The sequence below is a fragment of the Cerasibacillus sp. JNUCC 74 genome (assembly GCF_053667775.1).
In genome coordinates, this window is record NZ_CM132207.1 from 37,936 (window position 1) to 54,740 (window position 16,805).

Below are 16,805 nucleotides of genomic sequence, written 5' to 3' on the forward strand. Positions count from 1 at the left end.
CTGTAGCCGTTTCATACGTAACGGTAACAGTTTTAGTAGTAACACTGTGACCTTTAATTACATGTACTTGTTGTACAATTAATATCAGCCTACTTTAAGCGATTTCCAGCATAGTTTGTAGTTGTTGTATAAACAAACTTGTAAGTTTGACGGTATGCAAAAGGTATTAAACCTTCTTTAGAATGACTATCCTTCTTCAAAACAATCTCATCTTTAATAATATTTTCATGACCTTTTTAAGATAATATTTACCATTCCCCTGATTCATTCTTAATATAAGGTACAATATAAAGCCGCAAATATCTCAGAATAAAATGCATTATCATTATCGCCAATTTCTTCAGCAATTCCATTGTTCAAGCCAAAATGAAGTAAAAATAGAAAACCGAAATTAAACCAGATTGTAATCACGAGAAGATATCCAATGTAAACCGACAAGAACCTCTACTAGAAGAAATAATTTCTTTTGGCGGAATGATTTTCACAAAATAATAGACGAGAATATCATGCTTGCTTCTCGCAATACTCGATAAATTTCCGATACATTTTCTCAATAACAATATAAAAAGGAACAAACGATACAATTTCTACTCCTTTCTTTGTCATTTCAGGTGTTGTTGTAGCGTATATGTTTTGCGGCGACATCTGTGCGAGCTTGTTATTTTTTAAATTAGTAATTGTGATAACGTCTATTCCTTTGGCATTTAATTGTTTAATATTTGGCAGCATGGAAGGCGTATCTCCGGAAAGAGAAATAATAATGACTAAATCATTAGATTTCATCATTGGAAGCATTGTGTCAAACTCTACCTGATCATGGATGATAATCATAAATATTTGAACCATGGAAAACAATCGTTGACATTCCGAAGCACACATTAATTGTGCTGTTCCTGTACCATGGATATAAATTCGGTCTGCTTCATATATTTTTTTGCTAATACTGTCAAAGTCAACTGATTTTAAGTTTTTAAGTGTTGTCGCTATGTCATTTTCTAATACTTCACTAAAATTGCCGCCTTGATGTTGCAACTCTTCTTCCCATTTCAAAAATACTTTAAATTCGCTATAACCGCTAAAACCTAATTTCTTGGTTAGTCTATGAATAGATGAACGAGAGGCAAAACAAACATCTGCCAATTCATTAATACTTAGATCATAGCAAGTATCTTTATGACTTAATATATATTTAAGTACATGCAGATCATTTTCGTTTAATTTTTCATAATTTTCGTTAATTACCTTCTCTAACCTCATCGGACACTCCTGCCTTGTATTTATAAGTATTATATCAAGTATAGCATAGACATAAAAAATCAATACAACGTATGGAGATACTTACATTTTGCCTACATAAGCGAGAACGTTTCCAGAAATGCTTCTTTGTTTTTCGCTATCTGTTAATAACTTAAAGAGCAACAATCGTTCATTTAAAAATTAACCGATCCTGTAAAGACAAATATTTCCCTCCCATATGTCAGTCGTCGCTAACCGATAAAAAACTCTTTGGGAAAATTCCCAATAAATGAAAACGCGCTCATAACAGCTGTCGTTTTCCCTAATGGCCTTGAACGTATTGAAGTATTAGGTATTCCACTTTTATACTTGAATTAGGAAATGAAAACGGAATCATAAAAAGCAAATCGTCATTATCATCCCTTCATTTTCCATTTCCTAGCTTCATGTAAGAGTTTTCAACTAACTATAAATAAGGTGGTGGAGAAATTGAATGCAATACGTAGGTTTGGGAGTGCGATGATCGTCCCTGTCCTGTTATTTCCTTTTTTTGGTATTGTTGTAGGATTAGCTATACTTTTTAAAAATGAATCAGTAATGGGGGATCTTGCCAATGCTGATGGTATGTGGTACCAATTCTGGACATTGATTGAAAATGGTGGCTGGACAGTTTTTAAACAGATGGAGCTTCTATTTGTTATAGGGTTACCGATCTCGCTAGCTAAAAAAGCGCCTGGTCGTGCGGTCTTGTCGGCAGTAGTAGGTTATTTAATGTTTAACTATTTTATTAATGGAATATTAACGCTTTGGGGGCCTGCATTCGGGGTCGATTTTGCGGCTGAGGTTGGAGGAACTAGTGGTTTAAAAGAAATTATTGGAATTAAAACATTAGATACGAATATTATTGGAGCTATCTTTATTTCAGGTATCGTGATTTGGCTTCATAATCGTTATTATGAGAAAAAATTGCCGGAATCGATTGGAATTTTCCAGGGTGGACCATTCGTTGTGATGATTTCTTTCGTAGTAATGATACCACTTGCTTTTCTTACAAGCTGGGTATGGCCAATGGTTCAAAATGGGATCGCATCTTTACAGGACTTTTTAGCTTCTTCTAGTTATGTTGGTGTTTGGTTATTCCATTTCCTAGAGCGCATTTTAATACCAACTGGATTACATCATTTTATTTATACACCATTTGAATTTGGACCTGCAGTTATTGATGGAGGTATGAAATCATATTGGATTTCCCATTTAACGGAATATTCCCAATCTACACAACGATTAAATGAAATTTTTCCTGGTGGTGGGTTTTTACTACAAGGAAATATAAAAATGTTTGGCTCCATTGGTATTGCTCTTGCGATGTATCATACGGCTAAGCCGGAAAAACGTAAAAAAGTTGGAGCATTATTGTTTGCGGCAGCATTAACAGCTGTATTTGCCGGAATTACAGAGCCACTTGAATTCACTTTTTTGTTTATTGCACCATATCTATTTGCCATTCATGCTGTTTTAGGTGCAACGATGGTAACGATTATGCATGGATTTGGACTAGTAGGTAATATGGGTGGCGGTTTAATTGAAATTGCTGCAACCAACTGGGTGCCACTCATGGGGAATCACTGGGGTGTATATGTAGCACAATTTATCATTGGTTTTATCTTTATTATTATTTATTATTACACATTCAAATTATTAATTTTGAAGTTTGATATCCCGATGCCGGGACGTGAAACGGGTAGTGGTGAAACAAAGCTTTACACGAAAAAGGATTACCGGAGAAGTAAAGAGCAGACAGCTGCAGCACGAACAGCTGATTTTGAACAATATGATAATGAATATGATCGAAAAGCCGCTGTTTATTTGGAAGGGCTTGGCGGTGCAAAAAATATCGAGGATGTAACAAACTGTGCCACACGACTACGTGTCACGGTGGTAGATCCAAATAAAGTACGAGATGATACGTATTTTAAAGAAGATGGGGAAGCGCACGGGGTGGTAAGGAATAACAAGAGCATTCAAGTTATTGTTGGACTTTCTGTACCACAGATCCGTGATTCCATAGAAGTAATGATTAACGAAGCGAAAAATTAACTTACATCAAGGAGGAAAAATGAACATGAAAAAATTTGCAATTACAATCGCTGGCGGAGGCAGTACGTTTACACCCGGGATCATTTTAATGCTGTTAGAAAACCTAGACAGATTTCCCATTAAAGAAATAAAATTATATGATAATGATAAGAAGCGACAGGGAACTGTGGCAGGAGCATGTCGAATCTTATTGAAGGAAAGAGCTCCAGAAATAAACTTTGTAGAAACGATTGATCCCGAAGAAGCATTTAGTCATATTGATTTCGTTATGGCACATATTCGCGTTGGAAAATATGCGATGCGGGAACAAGATGAAAAAATACCATTAAAATATGGAGTTGTGGGTCAGGAAACTTGTGGCCCGGGTGGGATTGCCTATGGTATGAGATCAATAGGCCCGGTAATTGAGCTAATTGATTACATGGAAAAATATTCACCGAATGCATGGTTTTTAAACTATTCGAACCCAGCAGCAATTGTTGCAGAGGCAACACGGCGTTTACGCCCAAACTCTAAAATATTGAATATTTGTGATATGCCAATTGGTATTGAGGAGTTAATGGCATCTGCAATTGGTTTGTCCTCCCGCAAAGAATTGGAAGTGAAATATTTTGGCTTAAACCATTTTGGTTGGTGGTTTGATATTCGTGATAAAGAAGGCAATGACTTACTGCCAAAGATTCGCGACCATGTTGCTAAGTATGGCTATGTTACTCCAGATGAAAGTAAGCAGCATTCCGATGCAAGCTGGAACAGTACATTTGCTAAAGCAAAAGATGTTCATGCGATTGATCCGACAACATTGCCAAATACGTATTTAAAATATTATTTCTATCCAGATTATGTAGTAGAACACTCGAATCCTGAATATACTCGAGCTAATGAGGTTATGGATGGACGTGAAAAGTTTGTATTTGGCGAATGCCAAAAAATCATTGACAATCAAACGGCAGAAGGAACACAATTACACATTGATGAGCACGCTTCTTATATCGTCGATTTGGCTCGTGCGATCGCTTATAATTCGAAAGAGCGGATGCTTTTGATTGTGGAAAACAATGGGGCAATTAGTAATTTTGATCCAACAGCTATGGTGGAAATTCCATGTCTTGTTGGCAGTCAAGGTCCCGAACCACTAGTAATGGGAGAAATCCCTCGTTTCCAAAAAGGGCTTATGGAACAACAAGTAGCTGTAGAAAAATTGGTAGTTGATGCTTGGTGCGAAAAGTCATATCAAAAATTATGGCAAGCATTAACGTTATCCAAAATTGTACCAAGTGCGAAAGTGGCGAAAGATTTACTTGATGATTTATATGAAACAAATAAAGAATATTGGCCAGAACTATCGTAAATAAATGCAGAAACGCTGTCTTAAAGAACATTACTTTGGGCAGCGTTTTTTTTTACTATAGAAAAGTATAAAATTTTAGGGTTTATCCCGCATGTAAGGTGCCATAAGACTCCCACTTCAAGACCTGAATTGATACAAAAGGGTCAAAGTGGGAAACGGCACCTAAATGCCCGATTGGTTCAAGGGCCTTTAGGTCATACCCTTGTGGTACTAACATTCCGTGTAAAAAGCATTCCACGGAATGAAGTTTCACTTTATCGTATAAAAAAAGCTACAGCTTTCGCTAAAGACTTGGCGACAAGCCAAGTTTTTCTAAATATAATTAAACTTTAGCGATAAAGTTAATTTGCCATTGTAAAATTTATGTATAAGTGAATGAGCCAATTGTTTAATGCCACAGACGTAGAGAACACTAAAAGGACATATTGATCCATTAGTTAATGGGAATGATAGGAAGGTTAATGAAATAGAAAACGTTGTCATAAAAGCAATATCGTTTTATGTTACAAACGTTTCGCTATTCCATCTATATTTCGTCGCCACGATAGGTAGATTCAGGTATTTCCTAAGTCATTTAAGCTTTCCTTCTCCATTTTTCTTCCCTCTTTAAACTGCTGTACTGCTAATGTAACAGCAATAAAATGTTACTACTTAAAGCCGAGATAGCGACTGTATCCAATGAAAAGTGGCGACAAATGCGATATGAAATAAATACCATTAGGGTAGCTAGGATATTGGCGGTAATCTTCTTTGAAGTATCCCATAATTCTTGCTACAGTCCCCATAATTACCGTTCTTATAATAATCGTTAAATCATTCATAACTGGAGCTTGTTCTCATGATAAAGCAGGAATAGTGAAAACTAACTATGAAGATAGCTTTTTGTTCACTATAAATCCATAAGCTAATGAATTTAGTATTAGGATCGGTTTAGAAATAAATATTGTTTAAAGCTGTTCATACATTTAGTTTTAGCATTTTTTAAGGGGGATTGGACGGGCGGAAAGGTAAAATCAGTTCCATGTAATAATCTTGTTCATTGGAATCTAAGTTTAAAGGGAACCTAGGTAATATGGTTCCCTTCACGGATTAGTAAAATGAACTCAATCAGTACTCTAAAATAGGAGTTGTAAATTGGTTGTAAGTTAGCAGTCCTATGAATCTCTAGGGTTAATAATTCCATAGTATACTAAATTTTTATACTGATTTTCTTTCTTTACATGATCTATTAATATTCCTTCTTTTCTCATTCCTAATTTTTGTAGAACTCTTCCTGAAGCCAGATTTGAATGAAAGTATCGAGCAAATACTTTATGATATTGATTTTCATCAAATGCAAACTGTATGATAGCTTGTGCTGCCTCTGTAGCATATCCATTTCCCCAAAAATCTTCACCAATCCAATAGGCAATTTCACCATTATTGAATGTTTGATTGTTAGATAGAGCTATTGCTCCATATAATTTCCTTGTTTCTTTATCTGTTATAGCAAATTCATATATTTTATTAGCGTTAAAATTATCGAGATGTTGCTCCATCCACGATAAAGCATTGTCGATGGAATAAGGATAAGGCAAGTATAATGTATTTTTATACATATTATAACTGTTACAAAGCTTAGTGACAGTAGCGGCATCCGTCTTTTGAAAAAGTCGCAACAATAGCCTTTTCGTAGTAATTGTTTTATTTTCCCTATCATATTGCATCATACATCAATCCCATTCCCTATTTAATTGATCAACAGATCTAAATGGATATTATTCTCTATTTTTATTATTCGGCAAAAAAGGTCGGAAACCTTTATTAAATGTATTTTTGAAACATAAAATAACGGTTTGATTAAATATTCTATTAAGATAAATAATCTTAGACGAATTCTTTAAAATAAGAGGATGGAATATTCTATTTATAGTAAAGATGCAACTACGATGCAAGAATTAGTATAAATAGATGCTTTTTATTTAGAAACTAAACAATAGAACTAGACTAAAAAATATTATTTGGATTAAAAAAATAGCAATCAACGGTTAAAAATGCCAGTGAAAGGAGGAATTGTTATTATTGAAGCAGAGCAGTATGGAAAAAATCCCTTTTTACTATTTATCTTAATTTCAGTTGCATGTGAAGGAAAGTATCAAAACTGCTAGTGCTGAACAAGAAATTTTAGATGTGAAAGCCGCTTTTGAAAATTGAAGTAGGTACATAGTTATGATCAATCCTGGTCATGGAGGAAGGAATCCATGCAATAACCTTTATGAAAAAGATAGAACCTTAGTAATCCATAAGCGATTGAAAAATCCTTACGAAACGCTGGTGCAGATGGTATAATGACAAGGACAGTTAGAGGTTAAAAGATCTTTAGATGGAAAAACAGCAATGAGAATAAACAATTACCGGATGCATATATTAGTATCCAATATAATGCTTTCGAAGGTTCTAGTGTAGGCGGCTTTAACATTTATTACTTACAAGAACCGATTTAAGGTTAGCTGAGCATCTATTGAGTTAAGGGATCGAGGTGTTCTCCATAATAGTTATTACATTTTAAAAGATAATTAAGCTTTTCTATATTTATAGAGTTAGAATGTATGATGAACCCGAAGAATTAGTAACTATTCATTCGGATAAATATAATAAGCAAGCAGGTAAGCAAATTAAAATAATAATAAAATTATCCATACTTTAGAAGTGTCAATTACTACCGTTTAGCTAGGTAAAATTAAATTTTTAATAGATTTTTTATCGTTTGTAGGGAGAGAAAGAAATGAAGCGAAAATATATTATCAGCTTTATCGTGTTATTATTTGTGTTTGTATTCACAACGGCATGTGCAGATAGCGATAAACACTCAGCAAAAGAGGAACAAAATGGTGGCGAAAAAGAAGGAAAAAATATACAGCTTCCTGATGGAGAATTGCAGAAACTAGACAGCGGTCAAGATGTTAAAGCATTACAGCAAGGTTTAAAAAAAATTGGTTACCAAATAGATAGTAATGGGAAGTTTGATGCTGCTACAGTTTGGGCAATAACCGACTTGCAACTGCAACATGATTTATCAGTAACAGGTGTATATTCCCAGGAAACTGCCAGGATGATAGAACAGTTGCTTGCGAAAGATACCAGTAGCTATCAGCCGGGTAAAGCATTACCTGCTAAAGCAGAACCTGTAACAACCAATGATGGCGCGAATGTTTTAGCAAATCCACATGAACAATTAGCATTGGTTAATAAAGAAAATGCATTGCCGGAAGATTATATTCCAGTCGATTTAGTTACGCCTAATGTTCCTTTCCCATTTAAGGAAGATTTACCAAAGAAAAAAATGCGTGACATTGCAGCTCCTGCATTAGAAGAACTATTTGCTGCTGCAGAAAAAGAGGGGCTCGAATTGTATGCACAGTCCGGTTATCGTTCCTATGATCGGCAAGTCAATGTCTTTAATTCTAATGTGCAGTCTTTAGGAGAAAAAGAAGCCAATTTAGTTAGTGCCCAACCAGGAGAGAGTGAACATCAAACTGGCCTAACAATGGATGTAACAAGCCCGGATATTAATTTTGATTTAACGACGGAATTTGCAAATACAGATGAAGGAAAATGGTTAGCGGAGCACGCAGCAGATTATGGATTTATTATCCGTTTTCCTAAAGGGAAAGAGGATATAACTAAGTACCAATATGAGCCATGGCATATTCGTTATGTAGGGAAAAAAGCAGCTAAGGAAATCATGGAAAATAACCTTACACTTGAGGAATATCTAACAAAATAAGTGAATGAGTTAAGACACGTAAACAGCACAATAGATTGGGTGATGTTACGTGTCTATTTTTACGATCAGCACACAATGGATAAGTTCTTATGTAATATTCCGTTGATAAGGTCTACATGTCCGCTTTTTTCTTCCACACTTTTCCCATTGTGATGTACGTTGCTAATCAAGCGCTTTTCGTTTTTGCTCTATATATTAGTGTTGGGTTCAGTTTCACTGTAATAAGTCTAAGTTTAACTAGTTGTTAATAAATTTTGCGTGATCTCTAGCAAGAATGGTTTTTTAAGATCAGTAAAGAATTGTTATGGGGTAATAAAGTGAACCTTCATTCAGTAGGAGTTTTCTTCCATCTCCTACTGAATGTTAGTTGAACGAATCGGGCATTTAGGTGCCGTTTTCTCCCACTTAGACCCTTTTGTATCAACTCAAGGCTCTTAAAGTGGGAGTTTTACGGCACCTTAGATGCGGGATAAATGAATATCGCTTATTAAAAAGCGTAGTTTGCCATTATGAATATGACTCTCTGCGCTAATTATTATATGAACATCAGTTGCTACTTCTATAACATAACAGTTAGAAGCAAGTTCATGATGCATACATCATCGGGCAGGAGAATGTAGGAGATGGTTTAAACCGTTACGGCACTAGGAATCGGCCACATCGCTTTATTTTCTGCCATTTCCCAAAACATATATTCAAAATAGCTGGTTTTTACAACAATATCTTCTAAAATGGCAAGTTCATGCTCCGGTTTATCTTTGGCGATCGTATTTATTAAATCAATACAATCGTTTGCTAGTTTCGTAAATTCATCGGAAGAATACATCTGTACCCAATTGCCGTAAAACTCATGTTCTAAGGCATTTGGCCATGTTGCTAATGTTTTTCCAATAAAATTGTAGCTCCAAGCACAGGCTAGTACCGAGGCAACTGTATTTTCCACCCCACCACGCTGAGAAACGTTTAGCATATAACTTGTATAAGCAGTAGTTGTTGCTGCTGCTTCTGTTTCTTCCAGTTCTTGTGCGCTAATATTAAATTTGCTTGCATAGCTTCGATGTAAATCCATTTCCATATTTAATGTTCCATGTAATAAGTTGGCAAAAGTAGTCATCGTTGTTAAATCCGTTGCTTTTGCACTTCCTAAAGCAAACAGACGAGAATATTCGATTAAATAAACGTAATCCTGCTTCATCCAGTGCTTAAACTTCTCTTTATCCAACCAACCTTCGCCTAAGCCTTTGACAAAAGGGTGTTCCAAATAGGCCTTCCAAATTGGTTCGACCTTTTTCCATAAACGGTCTGTAAATAACGATTGCATGTTTTAAGCTCCTCTCCAATCTTATAATATTTTAATGCTGGAGAGGTAACTTGTGGCAATTAAAAAACCCATTCTAGATAAGTAGGAACGGGTATGTAAGCAATCCTGATCGTTTTAGTGCCTATAAACGATTTCCACTTCCCTACGCTAGTGCGAACTAGATCAGGTTCAAAGGGTCAAGTTTCCTCTCTCAGCATTAAAATTGCTCCCCTAGTGAAACAACATATTTAGCTATATACTTGTAATTAAACCATATCGTAACGAAAAGAGCAAATAAATGTAAAAGAATTTAGATAATAAAAACAGTTCGATATAGATAGCTATAGTATTTTTATTTTAAATATGTTCAAAACTAAAAAATAGGATATATCCTTTATTGAGGGGATTTCTAAACTTCTTATGGAGTGGGATTAGTAAAGTCTTAGAATCCAATAGAGCTAGCGTTATTGACAAAGGAGTGAAATCCCTATGGACTTGGAATTTTTGCCGTCCAACATTCTATCTGTTTAATCGGATGATTTTTTATTGTTTGGATGGTTAATTTGGAAGAAAAAACTGCTTATCTTTCTTACTGGTTATGATGAATCGACTTTTAAAGGGAACAAAAATCAACTTCCTAAGGAAATGGGTATATTTTTCATCTGTTATGGAATAGCTATTATCTTTGTGCCCTATCATTGAAACATATCTTGCTGATTGGGTGTTATGGGGGTTACTAGGATTGCTTATCATAATAGTAAGCTTGTTAAGCATAAAATACCTTTATTGATAGGTGGGTTGGCAGAAAAAAGGGTTTTCAATAAGGAAATCACTAGTTTTTCAAAAAATATTCATTTAAACGTGCGAAAAGGTGAACATTGCATGCAATTGGTCTGTTAAATCTATTTTGGATCAAGTACGATATAGGTAGGATTATTATAAGGAGAGGGTATCCATGCTTTTAGAAGTAATTGCAACGAATTTAACAGATGTAAAGGATGCAGCGCAATTTGGTGCAGATCGAATTGAACTTAGTCCTGCTATGACTGAATTAGGCATAACCCCTAGCTATGGTTTAATGAATAAGACAATGGAGGCTGTGAGTATTCCGGTTAATGTTATGGTGCGACCCCATAGTCAATCATTTGTTTATAATAAAAATGATGTAGAGACAATGAAATCTGATATTGAAATGATAAAAAATCTTGGTGCAAATGGAATTGTTATTGGTGCTTTGACACCAGAACAAACGGTAGATGAGGAAGTAATTAAGCAGTTATTGGATGTAGCAGATGGTTTAGAAGTGACATTTCATCGGGCATTCGATTTTGCTCGTAATCAATTAGAAGCATTAGAATGCTTGGCAAAATATAGCCAGATTACAACGATTTTAACTGCTGGCGGTGATTATAAGGCTCCAGATGCCATTCCTCAGCTTAATCAATTAATTCATTTGGCAAAGGATACGCATTTATCTATCATGGTTGGCCACGGTTTAAGAGCAGAAACATTTGCAGATGTTTATCATCAATTAGAGCCACAAGCTTTCCACTTTGGCTCAGGGGTACGAGTTAATGATTCATTTGATAAATCGCTTGATGCAGACAAAATAAACAAAATCAAACAGATAATGCAAGTGTCTTAAAGCAATAAATGAAATGGTTAAAGGGGAGAAAAGAGCTATTCTCATTTTATTAATAGAATAGCTCTTTGTTTATAAACGCGTATTTAGAAAGTGTATTTCGCTCATTTAAGGCTTTATAATAAGTCTTCAAACTAAAGCTTGAGAATTGTATCTGGGAGGACAAGGAAGCTTCCATAGCAATACCTCGCATGAAGAAAGAATGGATTACTTTTTCAAGAATAGGGAAGGCTTTTGATAGCCATACCTTTCGTTTTTAGCTTCATGGATAAATAACACCTTAGAATAAACTTTCACTTTACTAGGCAAAATAATAGTAAACCAATCTGTTTTATGTAATAATATTTTCAATAAAATTGAATTAAATAACAAATTTTTCTTATAATTTTACAAGAAAGTAGGGTGAGCCTTATGAATAATCTATTTGAACAAGGATATCTTGGTACGTATGTGCTGAAAAATCGGTATATTTTAGCCCCAATGACAAGAGTGAGTTCTGCTGAGGATGGGACACCGAATGAGCGGGTACACCGTTATTACGAACGATTTGCCAAAGGTGGTTTTGCTGTAGTTATTACAGAAGGAGTCTACCCTGATACAAAATATAGTCAAGCGTATAAATTTCAAGGTGGTTTAGCGACCGAGAAGCATGCCGCAGCTTGGAAGCCAATTGTTGATAGTGTGAAATCGCATGGATCATTAATGATTGCTCAACTAATGCATGGGGGAGCACAGACACAAGGGAATTACTATACAGATGTTACTGTAGCGCCATCACCATTTACTCCACCAATAGATAAAGCCGAGATATATTATGGAAGTGGACCTTATCCGGAAGCTAAGGAGTTGACAATTGAAGAAATCAAAGAAATAAAGCAGGGCTTTGTGCAATCAGCTAAATATGCAAAAGCAGCCGGATTTAGCGGTGTTGAATTACATGGGGCTAACGGCTATTTACTAGATGAATTTCTGTCTGAGATTAGTAACCATCGAACCGATCAATACGGCGGGAGTGTGGAAAATCGAGTGAGATTGCTTAAAGAGCTGATTGAGGAAGTCAGTAAAGCTATTGGAGGGACGATGATTTTAGGTATTCGAATTTCCCAATTAAAGGCAACTAATAAAAGCTACAAGTGGCCTGGTGGGGAAAAAGATGCAGAAATTATTTTCTCCGAGTTGGGAAAAACGAATGTTGACTATATTCATATTTCAGATGATGATGCAACTACTCCAGGATTTGGTGAAGGAACGATGACAATGTCAGAAGCGGCTAAAACATTTTCAGGAAAACCTATCATTGCTTGTGGTAACTTAGGCGATCCAAAAAAAGCGGCTGCTGTAATTGCAAAAGGCCAAGCTGATTTTATTGCCATTGCTCGTCAAGCGCTAGCTAATCCAGATACACCAAATCGTGTTCGAGAAGGGAAACCATTAGACACTTTTAATGGTAAAGCGACTCTGACACCAAAAGCATATGTTAAGGATTTTGAATTAGAAATGTAATGTCTAATACTGTCGTAAAAGTATAAGCATGTATGTATAGCTTATATTTTTACGACAGTTAATTAGTATGGAAAAAAGTAGTCATTAAAACGAAACACCTGAACTTTTTTGTAAAAGCTATGCTTTGCTACATACGGGATACTTCTATTTCTTCATAATCAATTTCAAATCCGAGATCTTCTATCATTTGATAATCTTTCGTATCCGTTTGCCCAGCTGTCGTTAAATAATCTCCAATAAAGATCGAATTTGCTGGATATAAGCTAAGCGGTTGCACACTTCTTAAGTTTACTTCACGTCCGCCTGAAACCCTTATTTCTTTTGTAGGATTGATAAAACGAAATAGGCAAAGAACTTTTAAGCAGTATAGTGGATTCAATTCATCCGTACCTTCTAATTTGGTTCCTTCCATTGCATGGAGGAAATTCACAGGAATGGAGTCAGCGTCTAATTCTTTTAGAGCAAATGCCATTTGTATAACATCTTGTTTTGTTTCTTTCATACCGACAATGACTCCAGAGCAAGGAGATATTTGTGCAGCTTTTACTTTCGTAATTGTTTCAACGCGGTCTTGATAACTATGGCTGGTAGTAATATGAGGATGATGATTTTTCGATGTATTTATATTATGATTGTAGCGATCCACACCAGCTTCTTTAAGTTGTTGCGCTTGTCCTGGTTTTAGTATTCCGAGACAAGCGCAAATTTTTAACTCATATTTTTCCTTGATTTCTTGAACAGCACTTGAAATATGATCCAATTCACGACTAGTTGGTCCTCGACCGCTTGCAACGATACAATATGTGCCGGCTTTTAATTGATGAGCTCTTTTTGCACCTTGTACGATGGAATCCTTGTCTAGCATTTTGTATTTTTGGATAGGATGTGTAGAATCTCGTGATTGAGCACAGTACCCACAAGTTTCAGGACATGCACCGGATTTAGTATTTATAATCATATTTAGTTTCACTTTATTGCCAAAATAGTGTTTTCTGATGAAATAGGAACTGTGTAATAACGGCAAAATATCTTCATCCGGACATTCCAAAATAGATAATGCCTCCTTTTCTGTTAATGAATAACCTTCCAAAACCTCATTTGCTAAAGATAGATAATACAATGTATCATCCCCGCCCTTTAATTATTGTTAACCAATATATTATTTATGTTAACAATAATGAAGTTGTAAGATGATGTCAACATTGTTTTTAAAAGAGAGCCATATCTTTTCGGTTATGGAAGGTGTTTTAATAAATATCTAGGTAATAAAAATATTAGTTTGTAGGCATTTACGGCTGTTATGAGACTAAAAATGATATTTCTTGTCTTGTTCAGCCTTAGTATGCCTGTAACAGTTGTACTGCTTGCTATGCATGTGTAAATAGTGCTGGAATTAATTAAGTTAATGTTTAAATGGATGGTTTTGAAGTAATTGAGAATGACCATAAGAGAATGTTAATATAATAGTATGATGAAAAATATTCTATTTAAATCATGTTTCTTTTTGGCAGCTTTAAGTGTCTTCATTTTTGCGATACTATTGGGTCGTATTTCGGTTGCACTATGGTTTGTTTTTGGCTTCTTTACTATTGCTATAATTATTAATTCAACAACAGTAAGTAAAGAATAGAAGGTACCTCTTAATAGCTACCTTCTATTTTTTGATGTTATAATCTGTTTTTAGTTCTTTATTCAATAAAATGAACCTTCATTCAGTAGGAGTTTTCTTCCATCTCCTACTGAATGTTAGTACCACAAGGGCCTTTAGGTCATACCATTGCGGTACTAATATTCCTTGTAAAAAGCATTCCGCGGAATGAAGTTTCTCTTTATCTTGTCAGAATCTCCAGTTTGTATGTCGCTACGAGTGCTTCTGGCTTTTATTCTTCTATTTTCTATTTCTTTTTCTGAAACATATATCATAGTTTCACGTGAAACTTAACAAAGCTGAAAAATTTTTATGGATATGATCAATTGTGAACTAATGTTGATAAACTAAGTAATATCAACCAATTTGCAGCTTTTAATAAGTGAAAATACAGGTGTTTTTATTATGAATAATACAGGTTTTCCAAAAAACAGGTCTATTCATTCGGCAAAAAAAGTGTTAAAATAGAAAAGCAACTCTAAAAAATTGTCCTAACCTTTACAAAAAACTGCATTTATTTCATTTCTTGATTCCACTATCTACTAAAATCGTATGCCATGGTTGTTTAAAAATCGATAAAAAAGGAAAAGTGAATATTAGAATAGGATGCACAGTAGGTATACTATGCGAATTTATAAGATTTCTTACAGGGTATTAAGTGAAAATTCTGTGCATTCATAATTTTTGTCTTTTTCTAACTATTCTATTTATGCCTTTTAACAACCAATTTAACTTGTATCATAACAACTAAACAACAAGAAAGGACGATGCTTATGAGTCTTACTAAGAAAATTTTGATTGCCTTAATATTGGGTGTAGTTGCAGGTGTTGGTTTAACCTTTGTGCCTAATAATGTATTTTCTGCAATTGATACGTATGCATTAAACCCAGTTGGAGAAATATTTTTAAGCTTGATTATGATGATCGTAGTACCAATCGTGTTTGTTTCTATCGTACTGGGAACCGTTGGGTTAGGAGATCCATCTAAATTAGGAAAAATAGGAATTAAAACAGTTGCATTTTATTTAATTACAACTGCTATCGCTCTTGTTATTGGCCTTGGAATAGGGGTTGTGTTAGAGCCCGGTAAAGCAGGAACATTTGATACAAGCAATGTATCCTATAAAGAAGAAGCGGCTCCACCAATTATGGATACATTAGTTCAAATTATTCCGAAAAACCCAATTGAAGCGATGTCCACAGGAAACATGTTACAAATAATTGCTTTTGCTATATTTATTGGTGTGGCATTAGCAGCGCTTGGCAATAAAACAAGAGGAATTCGCAACTTATTTGAGCAGGCAAATGATATATTAATATTTCTAGTTAATGGGATCATGAAAACGGCGCCTTATGGGGCGTTTGCACTTATTGCCTCAGCGGTTGGTGAAGCAGGGTTAGACGCATTAGGTCAGATGGTTATGTATATGGTAGCAGTCATTTTATCACTTATACTGCATGGCGTAATCACGTATGGAATTGCTATTAAAGTATTAGGAAAAGCAAGCCCAGTAAATTTCTATAAACAGTTTTTCCCCGCCATGTCGGTAGCTTTTAGTACTTCCAGTTCAAATGCTGCTTTACCGGTTGCAATGAAAATAGCTCAAGAAAGACTTGGTGTTAAAAAGTCTATTAGCAGCTTTGTACAGCCGCTCGGAGCAACGATAAATATGGATGGTACGGCAATTATGCAAGCTGTTGCAACCGTCTTTATTGCTCAAGTTTATGCCGAGCCGTTAGGGTTAAGTCAAATGCTTATGGTAGTTTTAACAGCTACACTTGCAAGTATTGGAACAGCTGGAGTTCCCGGTGTGGGATTAATTATGTTGGCAATGGTTCTGAAGCAAGTAGGCTTACCAGTTGATGGAATTGCCTTAATAATTGGTGTTGATAGATTACTAGATATGCTACGTACTTCTTTAAATATTACTGGGGATGCCGTTTGCGCATATATTATTTCAGAAGGTGAAAAACAAAAAAGTGATGATCAAGTTGAGCAAACAGCTTAAACTAATAAAAAACACGTCTTTATTAGGCGTGTTTCATATATGTATATGTGTATTTGTAAAATAAATAAGACTTCTTAACAAGATTAATCTGATCATTTGTATATTTTTTTAAAGAATATTACTTTAAAATTGTCATAAAATATTTTAAACTAAATAATAGTTCATAAAAAATTTGCATCATTTAAAATTAACTATTTATTAAGCGCTTTCATTTATGAGATCTAAAAAGGTGTTTTAAATAAAAGATCTCATT

The 16,805-nt window shown here is 34.9% G+C and carries 13 protein-coding genes and 1 riboswitch; of the genes, 7 read left to right on the forward strand and 6 right to left on the reverse strand.

Translation table 11 applies throughout. The features are described from left to right. Window positions 1-270: 270 nt before the first annotated feature. Window positions 271-411, reverse strand: coding sequence for a hypothetical protein (locus JNUCC74_RS00155; protein WP_454066483.1), 141 nt, complete (start codon window positions 409-411; stop codon window positions 271-273). Between the two features lie 93 nt (window positions 412-504). Beyond that, window positions 505-1,257 carry a MurR/RpiR family transcriptional regulator gene (locus JNUCC74_RS00160; RefSeq protein WP_454066484.1) on the reverse strand — a complete coding sequence of 251 codons (753 nt, stop codon included), beginning with the start codon at window positions 1,255-1,257 and terminating at the stop codon, window positions 505-507. Window positions 1,258-1,725: 468 nt separating this feature from the next. On the opposite strand from JNUCC74_RS00160, the gene JNUCC74_RS00165 reads away from it, so the two are divergent. Together JNUCC74_RS00165 and JNUCC74_RS00170 are read left to right on the forward strand one after the other, a co-directional pair. After that, window positions 1,726-3,333: an alpha-glucoside-specific PTS transporter subunit IIBC gene (locus JNUCC74_RS00165; RefSeq protein WP_454066485.1), complete on the forward strand. Its 1,608-nt coding sequence runs from the start codon at window positions 1,726-1,728 to the stop codon at window positions 3,331-3,333. Window positions 3,334-3,358: 25 nt separating this feature from the next. Beyond that, on the forward strand, window positions 3,359-4,684 hold the full coding sequence (locus tag JNUCC74_RS00170; protein WP_454066486.1) for a 6-phospho-alpha-glucosidase: 1,326 nt from the start codon (window positions 3,359-3,361) through the stop codon (window positions 4,682-4,684). A 647-nt stretch (window positions 4,685-5,331) separates the two neighbouring features. Here the strand turns inward: JNUCC74_RS00170 and JNUCC74_RS00175 are convergent. Together JNUCC74_RS00175 and JNUCC74_RS00180 are read right to left on the reverse strand one after the other, a co-directional pair. Beyond that, entirely contained in the window at window positions 5,332-5,505 is a 174-nt protein-coding gene (locus JNUCC74_RS00175) for a YIEGIA domain-containing protein (RefSeq protein WP_454066487.1), read from the reverse strand. A 333-nt stretch (window positions 5,506-5,838) separates the two neighbouring features. Next, window positions 5,839-6,390, reverse strand: a complete 552-nt coding sequence (locus tag JNUCC74_RS00180; protein WP_454067799.1) for a GNAT family N-acetyltransferase — start codon at window positions 6,388-6,390, stop codon at window positions 5,839-5,841. A 1,058-nt stretch (window positions 6,391-7,448) separates the two neighbouring features. On the opposite strand from JNUCC74_RS00180, the gene JNUCC74_RS00185 reads away from it, so the two are divergent. Beyond that, complete coding sequence (locus JNUCC74_RS00185; protein WP_454066488.1) at window positions 7,449-8,450, forward strand: D-alanyl-D-alanine carboxypeptidase family protein; 1,002 nt, start codon at window positions 7,449-7,451, stop codon at window positions 8,448-8,450. 628 nt (window positions 8,451-9,078) lie between these two features. Here the strand turns inward: JNUCC74_RS00185 and tenA are convergent. Then, a complete protein-coding gene (tenA, locus tag JNUCC74_RS00190; protein ID WP_454066489.1) occupies window positions 9,079-9,771 on the reverse strand; it encodes a thiaminase II in 693 nt (230 codons plus the stop codon). A 122-nt stretch (window positions 9,772-9,893) separates the two neighbouring features. Further along, window positions 9,894-9,993: riboswitch (TPP riboswitch) on the reverse strand. A 303-nt stretch (window positions 9,994-10,296) separates the two neighbouring features. Here tenA and JNUCC74_RS00195 point away from each other — a divergent pair. The 3 genes from JNUCC74_RS00195 to JNUCC74_RS00205 all read left to right on the forward strand — a co-directional run bounded on the left by JNUCC74_RS00195 (window position 10,297) and on the right by JNUCC74_RS00205 (window position 12,895). Beyond that, window positions 10,297-10,452 (forward strand): hypothetical protein, encoded by a 156-nt coding sequence (locus JNUCC74_RS00195; protein ID WP_454066490.1) that lies wholly within the window; start codon window positions 10,297-10,299, stop codon window positions 10,450-10,452. 253 nt (window positions 10,453-10,705) lie between these two features. Next, a complete protein-coding gene (locus tag JNUCC74_RS00200) occupies window positions 10,706-11,395 on the forward strand; it encodes a copper homeostasis protein CutC (protein ID WP_454066491.1) in 690 nt (229 codons plus the stop codon). Between the two features lie 408 nt (window positions 11,396-11,803). Next, on the forward strand, window positions 11,804-12,895 hold the full coding sequence (locus JNUCC74_RS00205) for an oxidoreductase (protein ID WP_454066492.1): 1,092 nt from the start codon (window positions 11,804-11,806) through the stop codon (window positions 12,893-12,895). 127 nt (window positions 12,896-13,022) lie between these two features. On the opposite strand, the gene bioB is transcribed toward JNUCC74_RS00205, so the two are convergent. After that, complete coding sequence (bioB, locus tag JNUCC74_RS00210; RefSeq protein WP_454066493.1) at window positions 13,023-14,015, reverse strand: biotin synthase BioB; 993 nt, start codon at window positions 14,013-14,015, stop codon at window positions 13,023-13,025. A gap of 1,301 nt (window positions 14,016-15,316) precedes the next feature. Here bioB and JNUCC74_RS00215 point away from each other — a divergent pair. After that, window positions 15,317-16,552, forward strand: coding sequence for a dicarboxylate/amino acid:cation symporter (locus JNUCC74_RS00215; protein WP_454066494.1), 1,236 nt, complete (start codon window positions 15,317-15,319; stop codon window positions 16,550-16,552). Window positions 16,553-16,805 lie beyond the last annotated feature (253 nt).